Origin of the sequence: Streptomyces sp. NPDC004667, from assembly GCF_040609475.1 — a bacterium.
Lineage (GTDB): Bacteria > Actinomycetota > Actinomycetes > Streptomycetales > Streptomycetaceae > Streptomyces.
The window spans coordinates 66,147-92,273 of the sequence record NZ_JBEXKC010000022.1 but is presented as its reverse complement, the minus strand read 5'-3'; the positions used below and the strand labels follow the sequence as shown (position 1 = coordinate 92,273).

General features: G+C 73.4%; 22 protein-coding genes. 9 read left to right on the top strand and 13 right to left on the bottom strand.

Annotated elements, in window-relative coordinates:
- The first annotated feature begins 214 nt into the window (after nucleotides 1-214).
- Complete coding sequence (locus ABZW32_RS15490) at nucleotides 215-1,648, top strand: hypothetical protein (RefSeq protein WP_356215696.1); 1,434 nt, start codon at nucleotides 215-217, stop codon at nucleotides 1,646-1,648.
- Between the two features lie 94 nt (nucleotides 1,649-1,742).
- Nucleotides 1,743-2,429 carry a L,D-transpeptidase family protein gene (locus tag ABZW32_RS15485; protein ID WP_356215736.1) on the top strand — a complete coding sequence of 229 codons (687 nt, stop codon included), beginning with the start codon at nucleotides 1,743-1,745 and terminating at the stop codon, nucleotides 2,427-2,429.
- A gap of 21 nt (nucleotides 2,430-2,450) precedes the next feature.
- On the opposite strand, the gene ABZW32_RS15480 is transcribed toward ABZW32_RS15485, so the two are convergent.
- The 6 genes from ABZW32_RS15480 to ABZW32_RS15455 all read right to left on the bottom strand — a co-directional run bounded on the left by ABZW32_RS15480 (nucleotide 2,451) and on the right by ABZW32_RS15455 (nucleotide 8,099).
- Entirely contained in the window at nucleotides 2,451-2,990 is a 540-nt protein-coding gene (locus ABZW32_RS15480) for an arginine repressor (RefSeq protein ID WP_030233768.1), read from the bottom strand.
- A gap of 7 nt (nucleotides 2,991-2,997) precedes the next feature.
- Nucleotides 2,998-4,188 (bottom strand): acetylornithine transaminase, encoded by a 1,191-nt coding sequence (locus ABZW32_RS15475; protein ID WP_356215694.1) that lies wholly within the window; start codon nucleotides 4,186-4,188, stop codon nucleotides 2,998-3,000.
- Complete coding sequence (gene argB / locus ABZW32_RS15470) at nucleotides 4,185-5,093, bottom strand: acetylglutamate kinase (RefSeq protein WP_266838065.1); 909 nt, start codon at nucleotides 5,091-5,093, stop codon at nucleotides 4,185-4,187. Before argB ends, ABZW32_RS15475 begins: the two co-directional genes overlap by 4 nt.
- Nucleotides 5,090-6,247, bottom strand: a complete 1,158-nt coding sequence (gene argJ, locus ABZW32_RS15465) for a bifunctional glutamate N-acetyltransferase/amino-acid acetyltransferase ArgJ (RefSeq protein ID WP_356215692.1) — start codon at nucleotides 6,245-6,247, stop codon at nucleotides 5,090-5,092. The genes argB and argJ overlap by 4 nt, the downstream gene beginning before the upstream one ends.
- On the bottom strand, nucleotides 6,244-7,272 hold the full coding sequence (gene argC, locus ABZW32_RS15460; protein ID WP_356215690.1) for an N-acetyl-gamma-glutamyl-phosphate reductase: 1,029 nt from the start codon (nucleotides 7,270-7,272) through the stop codon (nucleotides 6,244-6,246). Before argC ends, argJ begins: the two co-directional genes overlap by 4 nt.
- A 611-nt stretch (nucleotides 7,273-7,883) precedes the next feature.
- Nucleotides 7,884-8,099 (bottom strand): hypothetical protein, encoded by a 216-nt coding sequence (locus ABZW32_RS15455; protein ID WP_356215688.1) that lies wholly within the window; start codon nucleotides 8,097-8,099, stop codon nucleotides 7,884-7,886.
- 479 nt (nucleotides 8,100-8,578) lie between these two features.
- Here ABZW32_RS15455 and ABZW32_RS15450 point away from each other — a divergent pair, with 479 nt between their 5' ends.
- The 3 genes from ABZW32_RS15450 (at nucleotide 8,579) to ABZW32_RS15440 (ending at nucleotide 14,812) form a co-directional block, all read left to right on the top strand.
- Nucleotides 8,579-11,872, top strand: coding sequence for a hypothetical protein (locus ABZW32_RS15450; protein WP_356215686.1), 3,294 nt, complete (start codon nucleotides 8,579-8,581; stop codon nucleotides 11,870-11,872).
- A 94-nt stretch (nucleotides 11,873-11,966) separates the two neighbouring features.
- On the top strand, nucleotides 11,967-13,898 hold the full coding sequence (locus tag ABZW32_RS15445; protein WP_356215684.1) for a DNA/RNA non-specific endonuclease: 1,932 nt from the start codon (nucleotides 11,967-11,969) through the stop codon (nucleotides 13,896-13,898).
- 32 nt (nucleotides 13,899-13,930) lie between these two features.
- Entirely contained in the window at nucleotides 13,931-14,812 is an 882-nt protein-coding gene (locus tag ABZW32_RS15440) for a hypothetical protein (RefSeq protein ID WP_356215682.1), read from the top strand.
- Between the two features lie 113 nt (nucleotides 14,813-14,925).
- Here ABZW32_RS15440 and ABZW32_RS15435 read toward each other — a convergent pair whose 3' ends face one another.
- Nucleotides 14,926-15,495, bottom strand: a complete 570-nt coding sequence (locus tag ABZW32_RS15435; protein ID WP_356215680.1) for a CGNR zinc finger domain-containing protein — start codon at nucleotides 15,493-15,495, stop codon at nucleotides 14,926-14,928.
- Between the two features lie 89 nt (nucleotides 15,496-15,584).
- On the opposite strand from ABZW32_RS15435, the gene ABZW32_RS15430 reads away from it, so the two are divergent.
- The gene (locus ABZW32_RS15430; RefSeq protein WP_356215678.1) at nucleotides 15,585-16,814 is read left to right on the top strand and encodes an MFS transporter; all 1,230 of its coding nucleotides are present in this window, start codon (nucleotides 15,585-15,587) and stop codon (nucleotides 16,812-16,814) included.
- 9 nt (nucleotides 16,815-16,823) lie between these two features.
- Here the strand turns inward: ABZW32_RS15430 and ABZW32_RS15425 are convergent, their stop codons facing one another.
- Together ABZW32_RS15425 and ABZW32_RS15420 are read right to left on the bottom strand one after the other, a co-directional pair.
- A complete protein-coding gene (locus ABZW32_RS15425) occupies nucleotides 16,824-17,579 on the bottom strand; it encodes an N-acetyltransferase (protein WP_356215676.1) in 756 nt (251 codons plus the stop codon).
- Nucleotides 17,580-17,589: 10 nt separating this feature from the next.
- Nucleotides 17,590-19,056: a PLP-dependent aminotransferase family protein gene (locus ABZW32_RS15420; protein WP_356215674.1), complete on the bottom strand. Its 1,467-nt coding sequence runs from the start codon at nucleotides 19,054-19,056 to the stop codon at nucleotides 17,590-17,592.
- Between ABZW32_RS15420 and ABZW32_RS15415 the strand changes: the two genes are divergently transcribed.
- Together ABZW32_RS15415 and ABZW32_RS15410 are read left to right on the top strand one after the other, a co-directional pair.
- Nucleotides 19,055-20,080, top strand: a complete 1,026-nt coding sequence (locus ABZW32_RS15415; RefSeq protein WP_356215672.1) for a DMT family transporter — start codon at nucleotides 19,055-19,057, stop codon at nucleotides 20,078-20,080. The genes ABZW32_RS15420 and ABZW32_RS15415 overlap by 2 nt on opposite strands.
- 57 nt (nucleotides 20,081-20,137) lie before the next feature.
- Nucleotides 20,138-20,335: a DUF1918 domain-containing protein gene (locus tag ABZW32_RS15410; RefSeq protein WP_030233742.1), complete on the top strand. Its 198-nt coding sequence runs from the start codon at nucleotides 20,138-20,140 to the stop codon at nucleotides 20,333-20,335.
- Nucleotides 20,336-20,353: 18 nt separating this feature from the next.
- Here the strand turns inward: ABZW32_RS15410 and ABZW32_RS15405 are convergent, their stop codons facing one another.
- The gene (locus ABZW32_RS15405; protein ID WP_356215670.1) at nucleotides 20,354-21,601 is read right to left on the bottom strand and encodes a family 10 glycosylhydrolase; all 1,248 of its coding nucleotides are present in this window, start codon (nucleotides 21,599-21,601) and stop codon (nucleotides 20,354-20,356) included.
- Between the two features lie 153 nt (nucleotides 21,602-21,754).
- Between ABZW32_RS15405 and ABZW32_RS15400 the strand changes: the two genes are divergently transcribed.
- On the top strand, nucleotides 21,755-22,657 hold the full coding sequence (locus ABZW32_RS15400; RefSeq protein WP_356215669.1) for a 3-hydroxybutyryl-CoA dehydrogenase: 903 nt from the start codon (nucleotides 21,755-21,757) through the stop codon (nucleotides 22,655-22,657).
- 42 nt (nucleotides 22,658-22,699) lie between these two features.
- Here the strand turns inward: ABZW32_RS15400 and ABZW32_RS15395 are convergent, their stop codons facing one another.
- The 3 genes from ABZW32_RS15395 to ABZW32_RS15385 all read right to left on the bottom strand — a co-directional run bounded on the left by ABZW32_RS15395 (nucleotide 22,700) and on the right by ABZW32_RS15385 (nucleotide 26,098).
- The gene (locus ABZW32_RS15395) at nucleotides 22,700-23,230 is read right to left on the bottom strand and encodes an NUDIX hydrolase (protein ID WP_280914984.1); all 531 of its coding nucleotides are present in this window, start codon (nucleotides 23,228-23,230) and stop codon (nucleotides 22,700-22,702) included.
- A 53-nt stretch (nucleotides 23,231-23,283) separates the two neighbouring features.
- Entirely contained in the window at nucleotides 23,284-24,621 is a 1,338-nt protein-coding gene (locus ABZW32_RS15390) for a transcriptional regulator (RefSeq protein WP_356215667.1), read from the bottom strand.
- Between the two features lie 454 nt (nucleotides 24,622-25,075).
- The gene (locus tag ABZW32_RS15385) at nucleotides 25,076-26,098 is read right to left on the bottom strand and encodes a PP2C family protein-serine/threonine phosphatase (protein WP_356215665.1); all 1,023 of its coding nucleotides are present in this window, start codon (nucleotides 26,096-26,098) and stop codon (nucleotides 25,076-25,078) included.
- Nucleotides 26,099-26,127 lie beyond the last annotated feature (29 nt).

The window sequence follows — 26,127 nt, the reverse complement described above, 5'->3', positions numbered from 1 at the left end:
TGAACGACCGGGCTCAGGCCTGGTCGCGCCGGGCGGCGATCTCCGGCACGATGCGGTCACTGATTGGCATAACTATGCATTACTCCGTATGTTTCGTCAATCACGAGCCCGGCCACCCGGCGCCGAGGGCGTCCGAGCTGCGGGAATATTCGAAGGCGGCCCATCCGGCCCAGGCCTACGATCAGGGCCGACACCGCGAGGGAGGGGTCCGCGAATGAGTACGGGAACGGTCACCGGGACACAGCCGGGTGCGGGGCCGGGGACGCGCCCCGGGCGGGCCGCCGCCGAAGCACTGGTCAACGGGAAGGGCACCGGGTCAACGGCGGAGCTCGCCTTCGCCCGGCCCGGGGACTGGACGGAGTTCGACCGGACCGTGCGCCTCCTGCACCGCCACCCCCGGGACGCGCCCGGCGACGCCCGGATCGGGGTCCGCCTCTGCCACCCCGACGGCTGGATCCGGCAGGCCGCCCTCAGGGCGGCCGACGCACCGCTGCCGCTGATCGCCGTCCGGACCGCCGACTGGGTCCCGGCCGTACGGGTACGGGCCCGGGAGCTGCTGGAGCAGGCACTGGCCGCCGATCCTCCGGGCACGCTGCGCGCGCTGACGCCCCTCGTACTGCGGCTGGGCCGCCGCGGGCAGGGCGCGTGGGCGCTGGAGCGCTTCGAGGCCGCGCTGCACGCGGAGCCGTCCGTACTTCCCGGCCTGTGCGGGGACGCGGACCCGCTCACCCGCCGGTTCGCCGCCCGGCTCAGCCTGCGCCGCGCGGAGCCGGACCCGCGGGACGCGGCGCGGCGGGCCGCCGCCGAGACGGATCCCGCGACCGCCCGGCTCTGGGCGGACGCCGCCCTCGCGGCCATGGCGGCCGGGGGCCCCGACGGCGGGGCGGTGGACGCCCTGCTCGGCGCCCGGATCCCGATGGTGCGGGCCGCCGGGGTCACCTGCCTGCGCCGGGCCGGCCGCTCCGCGGAGGCGGACCGGTACCTCGCCGACCGGTCGGGCCTGGTCCGGGCCTGCGCCCGCTGGCTCGTCCGCCAGGACGGGGGCGACCCGTACGCCCGCTGCCGCGCGCTGCTCGCCGACCCGGAGCGCGTCGTCCGGTACGCGGTGACCGGCTTCGCCGAGTGCGCCGGGCGGGGGGACGTACCGCTGCTGCGGTCCCTGGTGGGCCACCCGCTGGACGCGGTCCGGGCCGAGGCCCTCGCGGGGCTGCGCCTGCTGGACGGTACCGATCCGGCCCTGCTGCGCCCGCTGCTCGACGACCCGTCACCGGCCGTGGCCCGTCAGGCCTCCCTGGGTCTGTGCGGATCGGCCGAGGGGCTGCCCGTGGGGCCGCTCCTCGAACTGATCGCGCCCGGCCGGCCCGCGCACACCCGCCGGGCCGCGTACCGGGTGCTGCACGCGCGGGGCGGGGTCACCGGGCTGCGGGCGTCCGTGGAGCTGCTGACGGACCGTGACCCGGCGCTGCGCCGCATCGCCGGGCAGCGGATCCAGAACACCCTGATGTCCCCGCGCGGGCAGGCGGGTCTGCCGCTGCGGGACCCGGAGGTCGCAGGCCTGCTGGACCGGTGCGCGGACCTGTTCAGCGGCTGGGTCCTGGACCGGATCCGCAGAGCGCTCGCGCTTCCCCCCGGGGCCGTCGTCCGCTGATCCGCTGATCCGCTCACGGGAACACGCCCGAACGGGTCCCGTCGGCCTGCCTGCGCCGCCCCGGCCCCGGTGGGCCCTTACCGTCTGACGTGTGTTGCGTACCGCTCTGCTCACGGGCTCGCTGATCCTCGCCGGGCTCTTCCCGTACGGCCCGGACCCGCTGCCCGCCCGCCTCGCCGACACCGGCGGCGGCAGCCAGCTGATCACCGCCGTCGCGCCCGCGCCAGGATCCACGACGGGCCGGCTCACCTGGTGGGACCGGCGCGCGGGCCACTGGTTCGAGGCGGGCAGCGCGCCCGCCCGCTTCGGCTCGAACGGCCTGACCGAGGGCGGGAGCCGGATCCAGGGCACGGACACCACCCCGACGGGCCTGTTCGAGCTGCCGTACGCCTTCGGCACCGCGCACGCCCCGGCCGGAACGGCGTACCGCTACCGGCGGGTGACGGACCGCTCCTGGTGGTGCCAGGACAACGCCTCCGCCGCCTACAACCGCTGGGCCGAGCCGCTGCCCGCCGACTGCGCGCCCGGCGAGGCGGAGCACCTGATCACGTACCGGACGCAGTACGCGCACGCGCTGGTCATCGCCTTCAACTACGACCGGCCCGTGCGCGGCCGGGGCGCGGGCATCTTCCTGCACGTGAACGGCAAGGGCGCCACCGCCGGCTGCGTCTCCGTGCCGGCCCGCGAGATGCGCGCCCTGCTGCGCTGGGCGGACCCCCGCCGCCACCCCCACATCGCGATCGGCACCGGGTCCGGCGCCCTCGCCGTGACCCGGTACTAGCCGCCCCGGCCGGGCCTGGGCCTAGCCCTCCTTCTGCGCCAGGCGCAGGAGGTGGTCGGCCAGGGCCTGGCCGCCCGCCGGGTCGCGGCTGATCAGCATCAGGGTGTCGTCGCCCGCGATGGTGCCGAGGATGGCCTGGAGTTCGGCCTGGTCGATCGCCGAGGCGAGGAACTGGGCCGCGCCCGGCGGGGTGCGCAGGACCACGAGGTTCGCGGAGGCCTCCGCCGAGATCAGCAGTTCGCCGGAGAGGCGCCGCATGCGCTCCTCCTTCGCGGACTCGCCGAGCGGGGCCTGCGGGGTGCGGAAGCCGCCCTCGCTGGGGACCGCGTAGATCAGCTCGCCCCCGGTGTTGCGGATCTTGACCGCGCCCAGCTCGTCGAGGTCGCGGGAGAGCGTCGCCTGGGTGACGCTCAGCCCGTCGTCGGCGAGCAGTTTGGCCAGCTGGCTCTGGGAGCGGACCGGCTGCCGGTTGAGGATGTCCACGATCCGGCGGTGGCGGGCGGTGCGCGTCTGCGGGACGGACGGCCCACCCCCGTGCTCGGGTTCCTGCGCCTGGCTCATCGTCGTCTCATTCTCCGGATCGTCCCGCTTCGTCGAGGATGCCGGGCAGCGCCCGGACGAACGCGTCGACCTCGGCCTCGGTGATGACGAACGGGGGCATCAGCCGTACGACGTCGGGGGCGGGCGCGTTGACCAGGAATCCGGCTTCCTGAGCCGCGAGCTGCGCCTTCGGCGCGAGCGGCTCCGTCAGCACGATACCCAGCAGAAGGCCGGACCCGCGGACGTGGGAGACCAGGGGATGACCGGAGGATTCAATTCCGGAGCGCAGCCGTTCCCCCCGCGCCTTGACCCGGTCGAGCAGGCCGTCGGCGGCGATGGTGTCGATCACCGCGAGGCCGGCCGCGCAGGCGACCGGGTTGCCGCCGAAGGTGGTGCCGTGCTGGCCGGGCTGGAGCAGCTCGGCCGCCGGGCCGAAAGCGGCCACCGCGCCGATCGGGAGACCGCCGCCGAGCCCCTTCGCGAGCGTGACGAGGTCGGGTTCGACGCCCTCGTGGGCCTGGTGCTCGAACCACTGGCCGCAGCGGCCGATGCCGGTCTGCACCTCGTCGAGGACCAGCAGGGTGCCGGTCGCGCGGGTGATCTCGCGGGCGGCGGTGAGGTACCCGGCGGGCGGGACGACGACCCCGTTCTCGCCCTGGACCGGCTCGATGACGACGATCGCCGTCTCCTCGGTGACGGCGGCCCGCAGGGCCTCCGCGTCGCCGTACGGGACGTGGGTGACCTCGCCCGGCAGGGGCAGGAAGGGGGCCTGCTTCTTCGGCTGGCCGGTGAGCGCGAGGGCCCCCATGGTCCGGCCGTGGAAGCCGCCGTCGGTGGCGACCATGTGGGTCCGCCCGGTCAGCCGGCCGATCTTGAAGGCCGCCTCGACCGCCTCGGCCCCGGAGTTGCAGAAGAAAACCCGGCCCTCGCGGCCGAAGAGCTGGAGCAGCCGCTCTCCGAGCGCGATGACGGGCTCGGAGGCGTAGAGGTTGGAGACGTGGCCGAGGGTGGAGATCTGGGCGGTGACGGCCTCGACGATCGCCGGGTGGGCGTGGCCGAGGGCGTTGACCGCGATCCCGCCGACGTAGTCGGTGTACTGCTTGCCGTCCGCGTCCCAGACCTGGGCGCCCTCGCCCCGTACGAGGGCCAGCGGCGGGGTGCCGTAGTTGTTGGTCAGCGCATGCTGCCAGCGGGTGGCGTAGTCCTGGTTGCCCGTCATGTCCGTGCCCCTCCCTGGGCGTCGGGCACGACCATGGTGCCGATGCCCTCGTCGGTGAAGATCTCCAGCAGGATCGAGTGCTGGACCCGTCCGTCGATCACGCGGGCCGTGCCGACCCCGCCGCGCACCGCGTGCAGGCAGCCCTCCATCTTGGGGACCATGCCGCTGGACAGCTCCGGCAGCAGTTTCTCCAGCTCGCTGACGGTGAGCCGGCTGATGACCTCGTCGCTGTTGGGCCAGTCCGCGTAGAGGCCCTCCACATCGGTGAGGACCATCAGCGTCTCGGCGCCCAGCGCGGCGGCGAGCGCCGCGGCGGCCGTGTCGGCGTTGACGTTGTACACGTGGTGGTCGTCGGCGCTGCGCGCGATGGAGGAGATGACCGGGATCCGGCCGTCCGCCAGCAGCGCCTCGATCGCGCCGGTGTCGATGGCGGTGATCTCGCCGACCCGGCCGATGTCCACGAGCTCGCCCTCGATCTCGGGGCTGTGCTTGGTCGCGGTGATGGTGTGCGCGTCCTCGCCGGTCATGCCGACGGCGAGCGGCCCGTGCTGGTTGAGCAGCCCGACGAGCTCGCGCTGGACCTGGCCGGCCAGGACCATCCGGACGACGTCCATGGCCTCGGGGGTGGTGACCCGCAGACCGGCCTTGAACTCGCTGACCAGGCCCTGCTTGTCCAGCTGGGCGTTGATCTGCGGGCCGCCGCCGTGGACGACGACCGGCTTGAGGCCGGCCTGGCGCAGGAAGACCACGTCCTGGGCGAAGGCGGCCTTCAGGTCCTCGTCGATCATGGCGTTGCCGCCGAACTTGATGACGACGATCTTGCCGTTGTGCCGGGTGAGCCACGGCAGGGCCTCGATGAGGATCTCGGCCTTGGGCAGCGCGGTGTGCCTCCTCGCCGTGCTCATGAGCTGTACGCGCTGTTCTCGTGGACGTACTCGGCGGTCAGGTCGTTGCCCCAGATCACGGCGGACTCGCCGCCGTTGGCCAGGTCGGCGGTGATGCGGACCTCCCGGTCCTTCATGGAGACCAGGTCGCGGTCCTCGCCCACGGAGCCGTTCTTGCAGACCCACACGTCGTTGATGGCGACGTTCAGCCGGTCGGGGTCGAAGGAGGCCTTGGTGGTGCCGATGGCGGCGAGCACCCGGCCCCAGTTGGGGTCCTCCCCGTGGATGGCGCACTTGAGGAGGTTGTTGCGGGCGATGGAGCGCCCGACCTCGACGGCGTCGTCCTCGGTGAGCGCGCCGATGACCTCGATGCGGATGTCCTTGCTGGCGCCCTCGGCGTCGCCGATGAGCTGGCGCGCGAGGTCGTCGCAGACGGTCCGTACGGCCTCGGCGAACTCCTCGTACGCCGGGACCTCGCCCGAGGCCCCGGAGGCCAGCAGCAGCACGGTGTCGTTGGTGGACATGCACCCGTCGGAGTCGACCCGGTCGAAGGTGGTCCGGGTGGCGGCGCGCAGCGCCCGGTCGAGGGTGGCGCTGTCCAGGTCGGCGTCGGTGGTGAGGACGACGAGCATGGTGGCCAGGCCCGGGGCGAGCATGCCGGCACCCTTGGCCATGCCGCCGACGGTCCAGCCGCCCTGCGTGACGGTGGCCGTCTTGTGCACGGTGTCGGTGGTCTTGATGGCGATGGCCGCGGCCTCGCCGCCGTCGGCGGTGAGGGCGGCCGCGGCGGTGTCGATGCCCGGCAGCAGCTTGTCCATGGGGAGCAGGACGCCGATCAGGCCGGTGGACGCGACGGCGATCTCCCCGGCGTTGTGCCCGCCGCCCAGGGCGGTGGCCACCTTCTCGGCGGTCGCGTGGGTGTCCTGGAAGCCCCGGGGGCCGGTGCAGGCGTTGGCGCCGCCGGAGTTCAGGACGACGGCGCTGACGGCACCGCCGCGCAGGACCTGCTCGGACCACAGGACGGGCGCGGCCTTGACCCGGTTGGAGGTGAACACGCCCGCGGCGGCCAGACGCGGCCCGTCGTTGACCACGAGGGCCAGGTCGGGATTGCCGTTCGCCTTGATCCCGGCGGCGATGCCCGCCGCCGTGAACCCCTGTGCAGCCGTAACGCTCACGGCGCGACTCCAATCGTGGAAAGACCCAGCGTCTCGGGGAGCCCGAGCGCGATGTTCATGCTCTGCACCGCGCCGCCGGCGGTGCCCTTGGTCAGGTTGTCGATGGCGCTGATCGCGATGATCCGGCCGGCGGACTCGTCGTGGGCGACCTGGAGGTGGACGGCGTTGGATCCGTACACGGACTTGGTGGTCGGCCACACGCCCTCGGGGAGCAGCCGGACGAAGACCTCGTCCGCGTACGCCTTCTCGTACGCCGCGCGCAGGGACTCCGCGGTGGTGCCGGGGAGGGCCTTCGCCGAGCAGGTGGCGAGGATGCCGCGCGGCATGGGGACGAGGTTCGCGGTGAAGGAGACGGACACCCGCTCCCCGGCGAACGGCGAGAGGTTCTGCACCATCTCCGGGGTGTGCCGGTGGATGCCGCCGACCCCGTACGGGGTCACGGTGCCCATCACCTCGGAGCCGAGCAGGTGCGGCTTGAGGGCCTTGCCGGCGCCGGAGGTGCCGGTGGCGGCGACGATCACGGCCTCGGGCTCCGCGAGCCCCGCCGCGTAGGCGGGGTAGAGCGCGAGCGAGACGGCGGTGGGGAAGCAGCCGGGGACGGCGATCCGCTTGGCGCCGGCCAGCGCGGTGCGGTGCCCGGGCAGCTCGGGCAGGCCGTACGGCCAGGTCCCGGCGTGCGGGGCGCCGTAGAAGCGGTCCCAGTCGGCGGAGTCCTTGAGCCGGTGGTCGGCGCCCATGTCGATGACGAGCACGTCGTCGCCCAGCTGGGCGGCGACGGCCGCGGACTGCCCGTGGGGCAGGGCGAGGAACACGACATCGTGGCCCGCGAGGGCCTCCGGCGTGGTGGCCTCCAGGGTCCGCCCGGCGAGGGGGACGAGGTGGGGCTGCAGGCCGCCGAGGAGCTGTCCGGCGTTGGAGTGGCCGGTCAGCGTGCCGATCTCGACCTCGGGGTGCGAGAGCAGCAGGCGCAGGACCTCACCGCCCGCGTACCCGCTCGCTCCGGCCACCGCTACACGTACCACCATCGGACCTCCTCCTCGATGGCATGACTATACGTAGGCCTGCACTTTTATGCAATCGCCTCGCGATCACCCCCCGCCCTCGCGTTGCGACCGTGCAGCCGACCTGGCGGGTCCGGTCCGCCCGGACGGCGGGCCGGGCAGCGGCCCCGCCTCTCCACTGTGCGGCCTTCACGTGAAGCCACGCCAGCGAGAGACGACTGCACCGCGCTGGATCCATGAGCCCTTCGACCTGTTCACCGGAAAGACGCGTTGACCGCGGTCGCGGCCGTAGACCCGGCCGCAGACCCGGCCGTGATGGTGGCGACCGCGACGAGAGGTGTGGTCGATCGTGCGGGGCGGGGACGAATTCCAGGCACGATCTTCCTTCGGAGCCGGAAAGGCGGCGATTTCCGGGCGCCCGCCACTTCGACGGCCTGATCTCCAGGAGCATGGAATCGCATCCCTGGTCGTCCGCGGCCTCCCCGGCGGCCGTCCCGGTGTTCTTTCCGACGGTGAAGGTCTTCCGCTCGGCACCGGCCGAGATCTCGACCTGCGCCGCGTGATCATTTTCCTTGACCATCGAAAACGGCCGGAATCTCCAGACCGGGGCATCCCTCGTCCCCGGCGACCCGGAACTAGACCTTCCAATTCGCGCGGGAGAAGGCCTCCACGAGTTCCGGGGCGCCCGCGCATTCAGCGAGGACCATGCGGCCGTTCCCGCTCTTCGGCTCGATCTTCCCCTCGGCAAGGATCTTGTCGGCGTTCAGGCAGGAGCCGTCCCCGATCGCGCGACCCGGACCGGAGCTCCGGCGCCCAGCGTCGCGCCGACGGTCCGCAGGGCCGTATTGCATGCCTTCACGTTCGCCCCCCATGTCGACTCAGGTCGTTCGCGACCGCGCGACCGCGGGCCGCGAGGGAAAAGCAATGACCAAAGGCGCGCACACGTGAAATTCCACGCCTCCTTCCGGCAGTCGACGATCCTCTACAAGAAACCAGGACGAACACCTTCCAGCCAACGGGATAAAGATCCCCAGACTGGCACATCCTCCCTCACCGTAGGTGTGACTTGCGCCACTCGATTGAATGGTTGTGGCGATTTTTCGAAAATCCGTGGTCGAGATCCGGACATCTTTCCACTTTATCGTCGGTTGGGTTCCGGCCAGCTGTGTTCAGGGCGCGCGCGTGCTGCATATGGTCGGATCATCTCCGCCAGTCGGAAAACCCGGGCGGGTTTCCTTCCCGGCCTGGGGAAATCGCTGATCAGAGAGGTTATTCCGTGCAGGAAACTTTTTGGAGCCGGCGCCGCTTCGCGACCGCCTTGGCAGCGGGCATGGCAGCTGTCTCGACCCCGCTGTTATGGACGACTCCGGTCCGTGCGGCGCCCCGCGCCGCCGCCCCGGACGGCGACGCGCCGGCGCTTCCGGATACGGACCGGGCCAAGGTCGTCAAGGCGTGGATTCTGGGCGGCCGTTCGGTCAGGGAGGCGGCCGCCTACGCTCTCGGCGGCACCGATCAGGAGATCACGGCCTTCCTCGCCGAGCAATTGCCGAGGGCGACGCGGATCGACAACCGGGTGGCCGCGGTCACCTACCTCGGATACGGGGGCAAGAGCATCCGAAGGGACGTGACCTCCGCCCTGAACGGCGGCGACGACGCGATATCCGCGTACGTCAAGGACGGTTTCCGCGCATCGGTGACCGAGGACATGCGGGTCGCCACCCTCAGCGTCATGGCCAACGGCGGCAAGAGCATCAAGCGGGAGGGAAACACCGCGCTGAACGCCGGCACGGACGCGGCGATGGAGCAGTTCCTGCTCACCGGCCAGTTCAAGGCCCGGCTGGAGGACGCGCGGGTCGAGATCGCCCGCAGCCTCGCCACAGCGGGCCCGGAGCTCAAGAAGTACGCCAACCGCGCCCTGAGCGGGACGGCCGACGACGTGCAGTGGTACCTCGACACCGGGCAGCACATCGCGCGGGCCCGGGACCAGGAGGCCGCCACCATCGGGCAGTTGCTCGCCATCGTCGAGCGCGAGAGCGCGCGTGCGCGGGAGCAGACCGATCTGGCAGTCGAGGCCTCGGCACGCGCGACAGCGGCCGCGAGCAAGGCCAAGGAATCAGCCGAGAAGGCCGCAGCCGAAGCCGAGAAGGCCAGGGACGACGTGCGCCGGTCCGCCGAGGCCGCTCAGCAGGCCGCCACCGCCGCGAGCGGCGCGGCTTCCGCCGCCCGTACGGCCATCAACGCCTCGTCCGCCGCGGTCCAGGCATCGCAGCGCGCTTCCTGGGCGGCGACGGCCGCCTCACAGGCGGCCGCCGCCGCCGGATCGGCCGCCACGCGCGCCTACAACGCCGCGATCGCCGCGTCGAAGGACGCGTCGAAGACGAGCGAGGCGAAGGACGCGGCCGTCGCCGCCCGCGACGCCGCCGCGAAGGCCAACTCCGCGGCCAAGGCGGCCGATGACGCGGCCGTCGCGTCCGAACAGTCCGCGAACGCCGGCCTCGCGGCCGCCGACGCGGCACGCGACGCGGCTGCCGCCGCCAGGGCCTCCGCCCAGGCGGCCGAGGCCTCCGGCGCCGCCCAGGGCGAGGCGGCCGAGGCCAAGCGCCAGGCCGAGATCGCTTCCAGCGCCGCCAACCAGGCGACCAACGCAGCCTCCACGGCACAGGCGCTGGCCTCGACCGCCGCAAGATCCGCGCGTACCGCCAACAGCGCTGCCAAGTCCGCGGCCGGGCATGCCGAGAAGGCTGCGGACGCCGCCGAGGAAGCGGTCGCGTACGCGGGTCAGGCCATCGACTTCGCGAACAGGTCCACCGCCTACGCGGACGAGGCGGTCAAGGCCGCCAACCTCGCGACCCAGGCCGTCGCGGACGCGATCCTCGTGGAGAAGAACGCCCGGGACGCCGAAGCCGCCGCGCTGGCGACCGACAAGCTGCAAGGCATGAAGGAGGCCGCGCAGCTCGCCCTGCTGGACAAGAGCGAACGCGCGGCCAACCTGAACAAGCGCACTCAGGCACAGCGGACCGCCCAGGCCACCAAGGAGCTGATAGCCAAGGCGGAGCAGGCCCTCGCGAACGACGACCTGACCGCTGCCGCCGCCCTCGGCCGCCAGGCAGCCGTCGCGCTGATCAACTCCAGCGGCACGTGGACCCGTGCGGCCGCCCGTTTCGCACTCGCCGGGTCCGACTACGACGTCCACTCCTGGATCGACCTGGAGCGGCAGCTCGCACAGTCCCAGGACGACCGCGAGACCATCCTCTTCATCGCTCAGGTCTCCGAGCCGGCCGTCGCCAAGGCGGCGTTCCAGGCCCTCTCGGGCGGCATCCCCGCGGAGGGTGATTTCAACACCGGCGGTGTCATCAAGTCGCGTGCCGAGGACAACAGGGTCAACATCCTGAAGATCCTGAACTCGAAGCCCGGCAACGCCGTCGTCAAGGCCGCCAACGACGCGCTCAACAAGGACACGCCGGAGGCCCTCCAGAAGTTCTTCGACGAGGACCTGCCCAAGGCCGTCGAAGAGGACGACGCCGTCAGGACCATGAAGGTCATGGCCAATGGTGACGCGTACTCCAAGGCCTACGCGGAGGTCGCCATGTCGGGCCCCGCGTACATGCGCCGCAACTTCGTGGAAGCCGTCCAGCACCGTGCGGCCCAGCTCGACTACGACTCGCTCAGTCACGCCGCCGCCATGCAGGCGAGCATCGCCGCGGCGGCCAAAATCGCCCAGGAGGCCCAGAAGGACGCGGCCCTCGCCTCCCAGGTCGCGGCAGTGGCCCGGGACGCCGGCCAGCAGGCTCAGGAGTGGGCCCAGAAGGCGATCGATTCGGCGAACCAGGCCCAGGGCTTCGCGGACAAGGCCCGCCAGCACGCCGACGCGGCGGACAAGTCCGCCGCCGACGCCCAGGCATCTGCGAACAAGGCCAAGGACGCCGCCGCCACCGCCCAGAGCGCCTCCCGCGCGGCCAACTACTCGGCGAACCGCGCCGTCGACGCGGCCCGCAGCGCCCTGGCCTCCTCGTACAGTGCCCAGACCTCCGCCGCCAACGCCCACCAGGCCGAGCTCGCCGCCGGCAGGGACGCCAAGAGCGCCGCCAACGCCGCCGCCGAGGCACGCCAGACCGCCGCGGACAAGCGGACGGCCGAGGTGCGGGAAGCCGCGCGTGTGGCTGCCGAGCAGGCGCAGAAGGACCGCGACGCCAACCGCAACCCCTCCGACACGACGAACAACGACACGGTCAACCCCAAGGGAAGCCAGCCCGGCAAGGACGAATGGTGGAACGACGCCAAGTGGTGGGCTGACACCGCCGACAAGGTGAGCACGGCCGCCGGGCTCCTGGCAGCGGGATTCGCCGTCTCCTGCGTGTTCTTCCCCGCCGCGCCCGTTCTCGGCAGCATCGCCGCGATCTGCCTCGGCGTCTCGGTGGTGGCCGCCGGGGTCAGCGTCATCGCCAGCGGCATCGAATACGGCTTCACCAGCGGTGAGTTCGTGTCATCCGCCGGTCGCGCCGCACTGGGGCTGGTCACCCGCGGCGGCGGGAAGGCCGCCACCGCCGTGGCCAAGCCGGTCGTCCGCACCGTGGAGAAGGCCGCCGGAGCCGCGTCCAAGCTGCTCTACGACCTCGTCTCCTGAGCCCTCCTCGTCATCGTGACCAGCAGTCAGTGACCGTGCACGCACGCATACGTGCACGACCCGCCGCGCGCGCGGCCTCCCACAGAGAGAAGACATGACCTCACCACCACGCTGGAGACGCGTACTTCCCGGTCTCCTCCTCGTTCTGAGCCTCACCACGGCCGGCACCGCCGCCGCCGACGACGACCGAATACCCACCCCGGCCGCGGCCGGCAAGGCGCCGGTGGCGGCGTCCCCCGGCAAGACCCGGTCCATCACGGTGCCCGCCGGGGAGAAGTGCGAGCCCACGCGCGCCGGCTCCGGCGAGCGCAAGGCGGGCGCAGTGCAGGCCTGCGTGACCACGATCGCCACACCGGTGACCCCGGACGGGCGACGGGCCGGCCCCGTCGCGCCGCCGGCGACCGCGGCAGCCGACACGGGCGGTTGCGCACTGACGTCCAGCGGGAAGTGGTACTTCAACCGCTTCACCTACTGTGTGCGTGGCGTGACCGTGCTGTACACGCTCAGGGACGGAAACGGGAAGGTGATCGGCACCGGAACGCTCGACGTTTCGACCAGCGCCGTCCTGCCCGCCAAGGGCACGGCGTGGACCGAACTCGTCTCGGTGACCATGACCGGTGCGACCGATGCCGTCAAAGCCCTGAACCTGCGGTGGAAGGCCGGCTGCTCGGCCGGTTGCAAGGTCACCAAGTCGCCCCGGTGGACGGGCAAGACCATCGTCAAGGACCAGGTCCTCAACGGCGATGTGGCCTACGAATCCACTCCTGCTCCGGGCGCGAAGCTCGACTTCACGACGTCGTACGAGCTGTTCGTCTCCTCTCCCGGTGCCCAGATCACGGACCCGAGCGCATCCTGGAGCAACCCGGAGAAGATCCGCTGCGACGACGCCGTCCGGGACACCGCCACCACCGGCGCGCCGGACCCCGGCTGCGTCGTGCCCGGCATCATGCCGGTCGTCAGGATGAGTGACCAGCAGAGCCCGTCGGGCGCGGGGGCCGCGGCCGCCGCCTACCTGTGGGCCCAGGGCAGCCTCCCCGACGGCTGGGGACGCGCCAAGCCGCTGACCCGGACGAGGGATGACACAGCGGGCCGGGCCGCGCGGACATGCGGAACGTTCCAGGCCCGCACGGACCTCGTCGCGACCGACAACTGCGCCGATTTCCCCTTCTCGGAGACCCGCGAGGGAGGGACCGACGGCGCGCAGTGCACCGAACTCCTGCCCCGCCACAGCCCCGGCGGGTGGGTGGTCGACGTACTGGACGGCGGCACCGGCAGCCCCTGTGCCCGGGCTCATGTCCCGCTCGCGGACAGGCAGGCCGCGGAGGGTCAGCTGTCCGAAGGCTTCACGAACCAGCGAGTGGTGGCGGACGAGCAGTTCAACCTGGAGGTCTCCGGTTCGATCACCGAGCCGCTGGCCGTCTGCCGTCAGAACGCTCCGGCCGGGTCCTTCACCTCCGGCAACGGATGGATCAAGAACACCACCCAACCGGTCGCGCACGTCAACAAGTTCACCAGCCCGCCCGGCCCGCCCGGTGTCCGCGCCGCCGCGGCCCAGGCCTGCCTGGGTACGAACACACCGGAAGGCAGCACCGCGTCGGGGAACATCACCGGGTGGGAGGACGCCGATCTGTTCCGCCAGGCCAACTCCTCCACGGCCGGTCTGGCACGCTGCCACCTGATCGCCAACATCCTCGGTGGGACGGGGGCGGTACTGGACGGCGGACAGATCAACCTCGTCCCCTGCTGGCAGGCGGGGATGAACACCGGATCGCCCAGCATGCGGACCTATGAGACCGTTGCGCAACTGGCGGTGAGGCCCGTGGTGAAGGGCGGCATCCTTGGGCCGAACGACGCGGTCTTCTACCAGGTGACGCCCGACTACCAGGACGGCGACAGCACGATTCCGCGGGGCGTCACGATGACCGCCAGGGTCGAGCGTTCCGACGGAACGACGCAGCCGCTGTTCCCCGACGTCTACATCCCCAACACGTACAAGAACACCAACCAGCTGAACCTCGGAAACTAACCCCCGCTTGATGCGCGCCATCGGGAGCCAGAATGAGCCGTACCACCCCGCCGCGGCCGGTCGACGTCGCCGCGGTCTTTCCTCAACTGGCCCCGCTGGCACGCACGGCGACCCGGTTGCATCCCCGCCCCGGGTCTCCGGCACCGCACGACAGCTCGGTCGGCGGGCCACTGCTGTGGCCCGCCGACGAGCCCTGGCCGCACTGCGACGAGGGTCACGAGGGGGGCGGTCCGGTCGCCATGGTGCCCGTGGCCCAGCTGTACGTGCGCGACGTTCCCCTGCTGCGGGCGCCGGGAGGGACGGATCTGCTCCAGGTGCTGTGGTGTCCCTTCGATCACGAGCCGGACAACACACCGCTCACCGCCCTGTTCTGGCGATCCGAGGCCGAGGTCACGGAGGTGCTCACCGCGCCGCCCGAGCCCTACGCGGTGGAGTACGACGGCTATGTACCGCAGCCGTGCCTGCTCGCGCCGGAGCGGATCACCGAGTACCCCAACCGTATGGAACTGAACAGGGAGTTGCAGCAGCAGCTGGCGAACGGGAGCAGGTGGGAGGGAACCGGAATGGACGACTACTACCTGCCCGCCCCGGACGAGTTCTACTGGAACGAGCTGTCCGTCGCCCCCGGCTGGAAGGCCGGTGGCTGGACCCGTTGGGGCCTCACCGATCCCGTCGCCCGGCTCTGCCGCACGTGCGGCGCCGGGATGGACCCGCTGCTGACCATCGCCTCGTCCGAATGGGGATCCAACACCCGTGGCTGGATCCCGTACGAGGACCAGCCGCTCTCCACGCCGTCCGTCGACAACCATCAGCCGTGGAACCCGACCGGGCTCGACCTCGCCCGGGGCTACGATCTGCAGCTGCACGTCTGCCCCGTCTCCCCGGACCACCCGCACCTCGGCCTGATCCAGTGAGTGCCTGATCCAGTGAGTGCCCGATCCATGCCCCTGATCTCGATGTGTCCGGGGCCGTAGCTTCCGGGCTTCGTGTGCTCGGTCCGCCAGACAGTCCGCCCGGTCTCAGCACCTCAGGCCCGGCGGGCCCGGAAGGCCGCGGCCTTGGTGCGGTTCTGGCACGCGGTGGAGCAGAACTGGCGGGCGGCGTTGCGCGAGGTGTCCACGTACACCCGGTCGCAGCGGTCGGCCCGGCACACGCCCAGCCGGCCCGCGAGGCCGCCGCCCACCGCCAGGGCCAGCGCGGTGGCACTGCCCGCGTTGACGCCCGCGGCGAAGGAGTCGTCGGGGCCGTGGAAGTGCATCTGCCACGGTTCACCCCCGGTCCGGTCCAGCCTCGGCCGGGCCCCGGTGTCGCGCAGCAGGTCGTTCACGGTCACGGCCGCGGCGTCCACATCCCCGTCCTGCATCGCCCGGAAGACCTCGCGCATGCGCCGGGCCGCGCCGACGAAGTACTCCGCCTGCGCGGCGTCGACCGCGCGCGGCAGCGAGGCCGCGACGTGCGGGACCGCCCCTTCGATCGCGTCGGCCAGCTCCGCCCCGTGCGGCGCCGTGTACGGGCGGCCGCGCGCCTCTCCGTCCGTCAACGCGTTCACGAGCGCCACCGCCTGCTCCAGCAGCACCGCCACGTGACTGTCGAACATCACTTGACCAGTCACTCCTTCGATCGCTAGCGTTCATCGAGTTCGTAACTGACATTACTCGATTCGACAGTCACGACAGGGGTGCGTTCATGCCGCGGACCGTATGGATGCTGGTGGCGGCGCGGGCGATCAACCGGCTCGGCGCCTTCTCCCTCCCCTTCCTGACCGTCCTGATCGGCACCGAGTTCGGCGCGGGCACCACGACGGCGGGCCTGGTCTCGGCGGGCTTCGGCCTCGCGACGATCCCCTCCCGGGTGGCGGGCGGCCGGCTCGCGGGCCGGATCGGGCGCCGCCGCACCATCGTGCTGGGACTCGTCGGCTGCGCCCTCGCCCAGCTGGGCATCGCCGCCGCCGGCTCCCTCGCCGCGGTGGCCGTCTTCGCGGTCCTGCTCGGCCTGTCCTTCGAGCTGTACGAACCGCCGAGCCAGGCGCTGATCGCCGACGCCGTCGGCCCGGCCGACCGGGTGCGCGCCTACGGCGCCCTCAACGCCGCGCTGGCCGTCGGCGGCACCGGGGCCGGCCTGATCGCGGCGGGGCTGGGCCGGTGGGACCTGCGCTGGCTGTTCGTCGTCGACGCACTCACCTGCCTGGCCTGCGCGCTGACCCTGCGCCTGGCCCTGCCGGCCGACGGCCCCCGGGGCCCGTACGCCGCACGGGGCGACGGAACCGGCGGCGGCGCGGGCGGCGACGGCACGGGCGACGGCGGCGGGCCCGTGCAGCCGTGGCGGGACCGCGGGCTCTGGGCGATGTTCACGTCCGGGACCGCGTTCGCGCTCGTGTCCCTGCAGATCGTGATGGCGCTCCCGCTCACCCTCGGCCACCGCGGCCTGCGACCCTCAGACGCCGGGCTGCTGTTCACCGCCTCGGCCGTGACCGTCGTCGCGGCCCAGCCGGCGCTGCGCCTGCGCCGCCTGGCCGCCCTGCCCGACCCCGCGGCCATGGCCCTCGGCTACGCCCTGCTGGCGGCCGGTCTGGCCGGCTACGCCATGGCGCGGGGCCTGCCCGCCTTCCTGGCCGCCACCGCCGTGTGGAGCGTGGGCGAGGTGCTGGTCCTGGGCCGGGTGCTCGGCGTCGTGGCCGCACTGGCGCCGCCGGGCGGCACCGACCGCTACCTCGCCGCGTACGGCATCAGCTGGGGCATCGCCACGGTCGCCGCCCCGGTCACCGCCACCCAGCTGCTGGAACGGGCCGGCGCCGGCGTCCTGTGGGCGGCCACCGCCGCCCTGTGCCTCGTGCTCGCCGCCGCGCAGCCCCTGGTGGTGGGGCCGCTCACCAAGGGCCTGCCGGTGCGGGCGGGGGCGGGCGGACCGGCGTCGTAGTCCGCGGCCTCAGGAGCCGTCCAGCCGGTGGCGGACCCACACGTTCGGTTCGACGTAGACCGCGAAATCGCGTTCCGGTTCGCAGTGGACCGGAACGAGCGCGCCGGGCACGAGGACCGGGCCCTGGGTGTCGAAGGGCAGCCCGGTCCACTCCCGCCACTGCGCGAGCGTGCCGTTGATGGTCATGGAGAGCGGCGCCACCCCCTCGATGACCGCCCCGGCGCACACGTGGACCCTCAGCCACGGGTCGTACGGGAGGCCGTCCTCGCGGGTCCGGTACGCGTACTCAGCCATCGGAGTACCGGGCTCGGCCGGCTTCCCGCTGGGCCGGACCGGGGCCACCAGCTCCGCGAACCCGGCTGCGCGGGCGCCCTCGCGCATGGCGGCCAGCATCCGGCCGGAGAGGCCCTCGCCCTGCCGGCCGGTGGCGACGGAGATCTCGACGGCACTGACCGTGTCGGGCCGGATCCCGCGCCGCTGGTCGGAGAAGGCCCACATGAGGACCGCGTCCCAGCCCTGCGCGGGCAGCACGCCCGCCCGCTCGGGGGTGTGCAGGGCGAACGGCAGGCTGAAGCCCCGGGCCACCACCGCGTCCCCGTCGGTCGCGATCCAGACGTACTCGGGAAATTCGGCGGCCATGCGCGGGTAGAGCAGCCAGGCCAGGGAGTCATGGCCGGCGAACTCCGGCCAGGAGTCCTCCATGTCCCAGAGCCTGGCCGCCAGCTCGGGGCGGCGGGCGAGGGAAGTGATCACTACGGCGGTCATGCCCGGCAGGCTAGAACGCCTCCCCACCCGCCTCAACAGGGTTTACGGGCACGGCGGACAGCCCGCCCCGCATCCGCCGCACCGCCTCCACCAGCTCTCCCGGACCCGAGACCCCGGCGAAGCCCAGCCGGACGAAGGCGGCGGGCGGCTCGGCGCAGAAGAACGGCCGGCCCGGCGCGACCGCGACCCCGGCGCGCAGGGCCTCGGCGACGAAGGCCGCGTCATCGCCGCCCTCGCCGAGCCGGGTCCACAGCTGGTACCCGCCGGTCGGCAGCCGGACGGGCTCCAGTCCCGGCAGCTCCCGCCGCAGCGCGCCCGCGAGCACGTCCCGCCGGTGGCGCAACTCGGCCGCGACGGCCCGCAGATGGCGCGGCCAGGCGGGCGCGCCGACCAGTTCGAGGGCGGCCTCCTGGAGCGGCCGGGGCACGAAGAAGCTGTCCACCACCTGGATCGCGCGCAGCCGGTCCAGCACCGGGCCCCGGGCGGCCAGCGCGCCCACCCGCAGGCTCGGGGAGGTGACCTTGGTCAGCGAACGGACGTGCACCACCACCCCGTCGGCGTCCTCGGCGGCCAGGGTGGGCGGCGGCGGACCGGCGTCCTCGTGGGCCAGGGCCCGCGCGTAGTCGTCCTCGATCACGAAGGCCCCGGCGGCCCGCGCGATCCTGAGCACCTCGGGCCTGCGGGCGGCGGACAGCACCGCGCCCGTCGGGTTCTGGAACAGCGGCTGGCACACGAACACCCGCGCCCCGGTGGCCTCGAAGGCGGCCGCGAGCAGCTCCGGCCGGACCCCGTCCGTGTCCACCGGTACGGGTACGGGCCGGCAGCCGGAGGCGCGGGCGATGGCGAGCAGCCCGGGATACGTCGGGGACTCCACCAGGACCGGCGCCCCGGGCGGGGCCAGTGCCCGCAGGGCCGTGGTCAGCGCGCTCTGCCCGCCGGCGGTGACCAGCACGTCGGCGGCCCCCACGGCCCCGCCGATCTCGCGGGCGAACCAGTCGCGCAGCTCGGGCAGCCCCTCCACCGGCGGCCGCCCCCACGCCCCCGGACGGCGTCCGGCCCGGGCCAGGGCGGCGGCCATGGCCCGCTCCGGCTGGAGGGAGGCGTGCAGGTAGCCGCTGTTGAGTCCGATCACCCCGGGCGGGGGCGTGGTGAGGCAGACCATCACCCCGGAGGCGTCCACCGAGCGGGGAACCACCTCACCGGTCCCCTCCGCGCTGAGGGAGACCTCCTGCCAGGAGGTGTCGCCGGAGGCGTCGGCCTCCGTCCGCGGCGGGGACCGGAACACCCCGGCGCCGGGCCGGGTGACCACGAGCCCTTCGGCGGCGAGCAGGGCGAGGGCCCGGGAAACGGTGACGGGGCTGACCCGGTAGCGCTCGACCAGAGCCCGACTGGACGGGAGCTTTCCACCCACCGGATAGCGGTCGAGCTCCGACCGCAGGCTTTCCGCCAGTTCCGCCACACTGCTACGCTCGTACATGACAGCACAGAATAGCGCTACTCCCTCCGGCCCGATAGCGGTTCGGCCGACCGGTCACCATCTCGGCGCGCACGCCGTCGCGGGCGGGGTCGCGGGCGGCACCGCCGGCGTCACGGGCGGCACCACCGGCAGCGCTACGGAGGCGACGGCCACCGCCGGCCGGGCCGGCGGCACCCGCACCGGCACGGTCATGGCCCTCCTCGGCGTCGTCGCCTTCTCGCTGACCTTCCCCGCCACCGCCTGGGGCCTGGAGAGCTTCGGCCCCTGGTCGCTCGTCGCCCTGCGCAGTGTCCTCGCCGCCCTCATCGCGGGGGCCTTCCTGCTGGCCGGGCGGGTCCCCCTGCCGGCCCGCGCGCACTGGGCGGGGCTCGCGGTCGTGGCCGGCGGCGTGGTGGCCGGCTTCCCGATGCTGACCACCCTCGCCCTGCAGACCTCCACCACCTCGCACGCCGCCGTCGTGGTCGGGCTGCTCCCGCTGACCACCGCCTCCTTCTCCGCCCTGCGTACGGGCGCCCGGCCGTCCCCCCGCTTCTGGGCGGCGGCCGTCGCCGGAGCGGCGGTCGTCCTCGGCTTCACGCTCGCCCAGAGCGGGGGCGCCCTCTCCACCGGGGACGCCTACCTGTTCGGGGCGCTCGTGGTGTGCGCCGCCGGATACACCGAGGGCGGGCGGCTGGCCCGGCTGATGCCGGGCTGGCAGGTGATCGGCTGGGCCCTGGTGCTGTGCCTGCCGCTCACCGTGGCCGGCTCCGCCCTCGGGCTCGCGTACGAGCCGGTGCACCTGACCGCCCACGGGGTGGCGGGCCTGGTGTGGGCGGCGGCCGGTTCCACCTTCCTGGGCCTGTACGTCTGGTACCGCGGGATGGCCGAGATCGGCGCCCCGCGGGCCAGCCAGCTGCAGCTCGCCCAGCCCCTCCTGACCCTGGTCTGGTCGGTGGCGCTGCTGGGCGAGCACCTCTCCCCGGCGGCGCCCGCCGCCGCCTGCGCGGTACTGGTCTGCATCGCCGTGACCCAACGGGTCAAATAGCCGGTAATCGCCCTAAACTGCTAACACCGGATCGGACCGCCACCGAGGAGGTCAGCTATGCGCGCTACTGAGGGCGACCAGCTGGTGCAGCACGGCCGGGTCGTGGGACAACACGACAAGGTCGGCGAGATCACCCAGGTACTGGGCGAGAACGGAACCCCTCCCTACCGGGTCCGCTTCACGGACGGCCACGAGGCGGTCATGTCCCCCGGCCCCGACTGCGTCGTCAAGCACCCGTCCGAGCACACCCCCTGACCCGGGTGGCAGCCCGGCTCAACGCGGCGCCACCGTCGTCGGATAGTGGTCGGCGACGACCCTGGCCATCGCACCGTTGGGGTCCGCGGCAACCTGCTTCGCCGAGAAGTAGACGTGTCCGCGGACCTCGGCGTGCCGCGCCGCGAGGGTCAGGTGCCTCGACAGCTCCGCCGGATCCCGCCAGGCGGGCGTGGAGCTGTCGGCGTCGCAGCGGTACAGCGCCTCGCCCACGTACAGGGCCGCCCGCGTGCCCCTGACGGTGCCCGCCCACCACTCCACGATCGCGGCGTAGTCGGCGGACGGGTGGCCGATCTGCCAGTACGCCTGCGGCACGATCGAGTCGATCCAGCCCTCGCGGACCCACTTGCGGGTGTCCGCGTAGAGGTCGTCGTACGTCTGCACGCCCGCCCGGGTCCGCGAGCCGAGCGGGTCCCGGTCGCTGTTGCGCCACACCGCGAAGGGGCTGACCCCGAAGCGGGCCGCCGGGCGGACGCCCTTCAGCCGGTCCGACATCTCCTTCACCAGGGTGTCGGTGTTGTGGCGGCGCCAGTCCGCACGGGAGGCGAAGGCCCCGCCGTACCGCTCGTAGGCCTCGTCGTCGTCGAACTCCTCGCCGGCGACCGGGTACGGATAGAAGTAGTCGTCCCAGTGCACCCCGTCGAGCGGGTAGCGGGCGACGGCGTCGAGCATCGCCTCCTGCACGAAGGCCCGCACCTCGGGCAGCCCCGGGTTGTAGTAGAGCTTGCCCCCGTACGGCACGGCCCAGGCGGGGTTGCGGCGGGCCGGGTGCGCCGCGACGAGCCGCTGCGGATCGGTGTGGTTGGCCACCCGGTACGGGTTGAACCAGGCGTGCAGCTCCAGCCCCCGCGCGTGCGCCTCGGCCACCGCGGTGCCCAGCGGGTCCCAGCCGGGATCCTGCCCCTGCACCCCCGTCAGCCACTGCGACCAGGGCTCCTTCGTCGAGGGCCACAGGGCGTCGGCCGTCGGCCTGACCTGGAGGAACACGGCGTTCAGCCGCCGCTCCACGGCCGTGTCGAGGAGCCCGGTCAGCTCCGCGCGCTGCTCCCGCGCGGAGAGCCCGGCCTCGGACGGCCAGTCGACGTTCTCCACGGTGGCGATCCACATCCCCCTGAGTGCCGCGGCCGGCGCCCGCCCCCCTCCGGACCCCCGCACCGCCCCGCCCTCCCCCACCGGGGCGGCCGCCGCCGTCGTGGCCAGCACCCCCGCGGCCCCCGCCAGCAGCCCCCGCCGTCCGATGTGCGTCATGTGACGACTCCGTTCCGTTCCGTGACATCGCTCCGCGTGCGCCCAGCATGCCCGCCCCACCCCGCCACCGGCTGCAAGGACGGGGGTAACGTCGGGGGGCGTGGCGGGCGCCGGACGCAGTTACCACTGCCGAGTACGGGGGACCCGCGATGGATGAGCAGCGAAAGGCACGATGTGACGGACCTCTCTACCCTCCCGACCGACATCGCACGGGTCGGCGTGGTGGGCTGCGGCCAGATGGGCGCGGGCATCGCCGAGGTGTGCGCCCGCAGCGGTCTTGAGGTGATGGTCGCCGAGACCACGGGCGAGGCCCTGGAGATCGGACGCACCCGGCTGCACAACTCCCTGACCAAGGCCGCCGAACGCGGCAAGATCAGCGAGGAGGAACGGGACGCCACCCTGGCCCGCCTCACCTTCACCACCGACCTCGGCGAGTTCGCCGACCGCGACCTCGTCATCGAGGCCGTCGTCGAGAACGAGCAGGTCAAGACGGAGATCTTCCAGGTCCTCGACCAGGTGATCACCCGCCCGGACGCGATCCTCGCCTCCAACACCTCCTCGATCCCGCTGGTCAAGCTGGCCGTCGCGACCTCGCGGCCCGACCAGGTCATCGGCATCCACTTCTTCAACCCGGCCCCGGTGCAGAAGCTCGTCGAGCTGATCCCGGCGCTGACCACGGGCGAGGAGACCGTGAAGCGGGCCGAGGCCCTGGTGCGGAACGTGCTCGGCAAGCACGCGGTCCGCGCCCAGGACCGCTCCGGCTTCGTCGTCAACGCGCTCCTCGTCCCGTACCTGCTGTCCGCGATCCGGATGTTCGAGTCCGGCATCGCGAGCCGTGAGGACATCGACAACGGCATGGAGCTGGGCTGCGCCCACCCGATGGGCCCGCTCAAGCTGTCCGACCTGATCGGCCTGGACACCATCGCGTCGATCGCCGACTCGATGTACGCCGAGTACAAGGAGCCGCTGTACGCCGCTCCCCCGCTGCTCCAGCGGATGGTCGACGCGGGCCGCCTCGGCCGCAAGACCGGCTCGGGCTTCTACCCGTACGGCTGACGCCCCGCGCGGTCGGGCGGGGGCGGAGGGCCACCGGCCGGCCTAGCCGAGGCGCAGATGGTGCAGCAGGAGCAGCCCGGCCGCCATGTTGGCGGCCGGGACCTCGCCCCGCGCGATCATGTCCGGCACGAGCTTGAGCGGGACCCACTCGCGGCGCGAGGACTCGAAGTCGTCCTCCGGGTGACCGACGTACGTGGCCCCCTCCGCCCAGTAGAGGTGGTGGCGGGCGTCGGTCAGCCCGTTGGACGGCTCCACCGTCATCAGGTGGTGCAGCGGCCCCGGCCGCCAGCCCGACTCCTCCTCCATCTCCCGCGCGGCCGCCGTCTCGACGGCCTCGCCGTCCTCGACCACCCCGGCGGGCAGTTCCCAGCCCCAGCTGTCGGTGATGAACCGGTGCCGCCACAGCAGCAGCACCTCGTTGGCCTCGTTGACGGCCGTGGCCACGGCCACCGGGCGCAGCCGGATCACGAAGTGGTCCAGGTGCCGGCCGTCGGGGAGTTCCACGTCCGCGAGGTTCACGTCGAACCATCGGTTCTTGTACACGGTCTGCTCACTCAGGTTCGTCCACTGCACGGTTGTGCCACCTTTCGCATCCGTCGGTGGCAACATGGCAGCAGTTCCTGCCGTCACAGGGGAACGCGCAGCGCCCCGTCGATGAGCTGCGCGGTCTCCTCCGCGCCCGCGTACCCGCTGGTCAGCAGCTGTTCCCGGACCGCCCGCAGCCGGTCGCGCAGCCGCAGCGACTCCATCCCCTTGGCCCGTTCGGCCATTTCGGCCGCCGAGGCCACCGCCCGGTCCGCCTCGCCCTGGCGCAGCTGGATCTCGCACAGCATCGCGAGCCGGTGCACCCGCCCCCGGTCGTGCGCGGGGGTCCCCACGGCCTCCGCGGCCTGGGCGTGCGCCGCGTCGAGGTCCCCCAGGCTCAGCAGCGCCTCCGCCACCTGGACGTTGACCAGTCCGGGCTGTACGTAGCCCGTCTCGTCGGGCTCCGCGCCCGGCCGGATCCGCTCGGCGGCCGCCTCCGCGCTGCGGATGCAGGCCAACGCGGCCACCGGATCGCCGAGTTGGGCGTAGGCCTTGGCCTGCATCGCGTACAGGTCCGCGGCCAGAGCCGGGGTGGTGTGCCGTCCGGCGGCGCGCAGCGCGGCCTCCGCGAAGGCGACGGCCTGGCGGTACTCCCGCAGGTGCAGCGACTGGTTGACCAGCAGGGCGATCACGTAGGCGCCGAGCCCCCGGTCCCCGCTGGCCTTGGCGAGCCGCAGCGCCTGGTGGAAGTAGCGCTGGGCGAGCCCGTGGGCGTCGGAGTCGTACGCGCAGATCCCGGCGACCGCCACCAGGGACCCGGTGGCCCGGTGCAGGAGCCGGCCGATCCCGTCCGGGTAGCTGCCGCGGAGCATCGGAGCGGTCTCGCTGCCGAGGAAGCGGACGATCCGGGCGCGGGTGGCCATCCCCCCGGCCCGCCGGTACATCAGCTCGTAGTGCGCGCGGGCCGCCCGCAGGATCTCGATGTGCTCGGGCCCGATCCGGTGGGGGCCGGTGCGGGAGACGTCGGCGTCCTCCGGCGGGTTCTCCCACTCCCACACCGGGATCACGGCCGGGGTCCCGGTGACGGCCTCGGCGGTGAGCAGCGCGGGCCGGCCCAGCTCGTCGGAGCGCCACAGGGCGGTGGCGCGGTCGACGAAGCCGCCGATCCGGGTCGTGTGCGGGCTGTGCTGTCCCGGGATCCCGAGCCCGATGTCCTCCAGTGCGACGGGCCGTCGCAGGCGTCCGCCGAGCACCTCGCAGATCAGGTCGGGCACTTGGCCGCGGGGGCGCTGCCCCTTCAGCCAGCGCGAGACCGCGGTGTGCTCGTAGCGCAGCGCGAGTCCGCGCGACCGGCCCGCCTGGTTGACGTGCGCGGCGAGTCCTGCGTGGGACATGCCCGCCTCGGCGAGGAGGGCGTCGAGCAGGGCGTTGGGCTGCATGGCCCCTCCAAGGGCTCGTCGGATCCAGGCTAGTGGCTGGGGGCCCCGCGCGGGGTGCGGTGCGCTCGATTCACACGGGGTGTGAATCGAGTACGCGCATAAATGCGATGCGCACCCTGCCGCGGAGGGGCCCCGCGGGGTTTCACTTAAGAGCCTCGCCAAGGAGGCCGCTCGGGTCGTCGGCTCCCCCTCGTACAGTGCGACGACCCGGCACCGCGCCGCCCGCCCTGCTGTCTGCCCGACACTCCATGGCAGGCGGGCGGCGCACCACGGCTCCGCCGGGGCCCGGTTGGTCGCCGGGCGCCCGCCAGGAGCCGGGCCGCACCCGCACCGGGCCCGTCCACCGGCCCGGTGCGGAGTGGCTCCGCCGGTGGCGCGGAGACGGCCGGACCGGTGCAGGGCCGGTCCGGCTCCGCCGCCGGCGCGCACCCGGCCCGGCCGCGGGAGCGGCCCGTCAGGGGCGCTCGCCCCGGTCGCCGCGGTCGTTGCGGAGCACCAGCAGGGTCACGTCGTCCGTGAGCCGTCCCCTGGTGTGGCGCAGCAGTGCGGCGTGCACGCCCGCGACCAGCCGCGCGGGCGTGGGCGCCGGCGCCCGCGCGAGGACGCCCCGCAGCGGGAAGAAGCGGCCCCGGCGGTCCCGGGCGTCCTCGGCGCCGTCGGTGTACAGCACGAGGACCTCGCCGGGGCCGATCTCCCCGCAGGGCAGGGATCTGAGGTCCGCAGGCAGGGGGAGCACGCCGAGCGGCGGCAGCGTCTCGCCGCCCGCGAGCGGCCGTACCGTGTGCGCCCGCGGGCCGGGCGGGGCGGTCGCCGGTGCCGGGTCGAAGCGGTAGGGCCAGGGGTGGCCGCAGTTCAGGGCCTCCACCGAACCGTCCGCCGCGATCTGGAGCAGCAGCACCGTGACGAACTCCTCCGCCACCGGGGACCGCGGCCGCTGCGGTGGGACCGACGGGGGCTCGGCGCGGGCGCGTTCGCGCAGGTGCCGCTCCAGGGAGCGTTCCATCCGCCTCAGGACCCCGGCGGGCTCGGGCTCGTCGTGGGCCGCCTCGCGGAACGAGCCCAGTACCGCGGCGGCCGCCCCCAGTGCCGGGAGGCCGTGGCCCCGTACGTCCCCGATCAGCACCCGTACGCCGTACGCCGTGGCCACCGCTTCGTACAGGTCCCCGCCCACGGCCGCGCCCCGGCTCGCCGACAGCTGGGCCGCCGCGAGCGCCAGGCCGTCCATCCGCCCGGGCAGCGGTCTGAGCAGGACCTGCTGGGTGGCTCCGGCGATCTCCCGCGAGCGGCGCAGTTCGGCCACCAGCCCGTGGCGGACGCGCAGCGCGCAGCCCGTGGCGAGGAGCAGGAAGGCCGCGCAGGTGGTGAGGCTCGGCCCCGGCCGTCCGGGGGAGGAGAGCGGCTCCCAGGTCACCGGGACAGCGCCCCGGGCGAGGACGCACCCCCGGCGCATCCTGGGCATCTCCGCGCGCGTGATCATCCGTAGGACCCTCCCCCTCCGGCTCGACG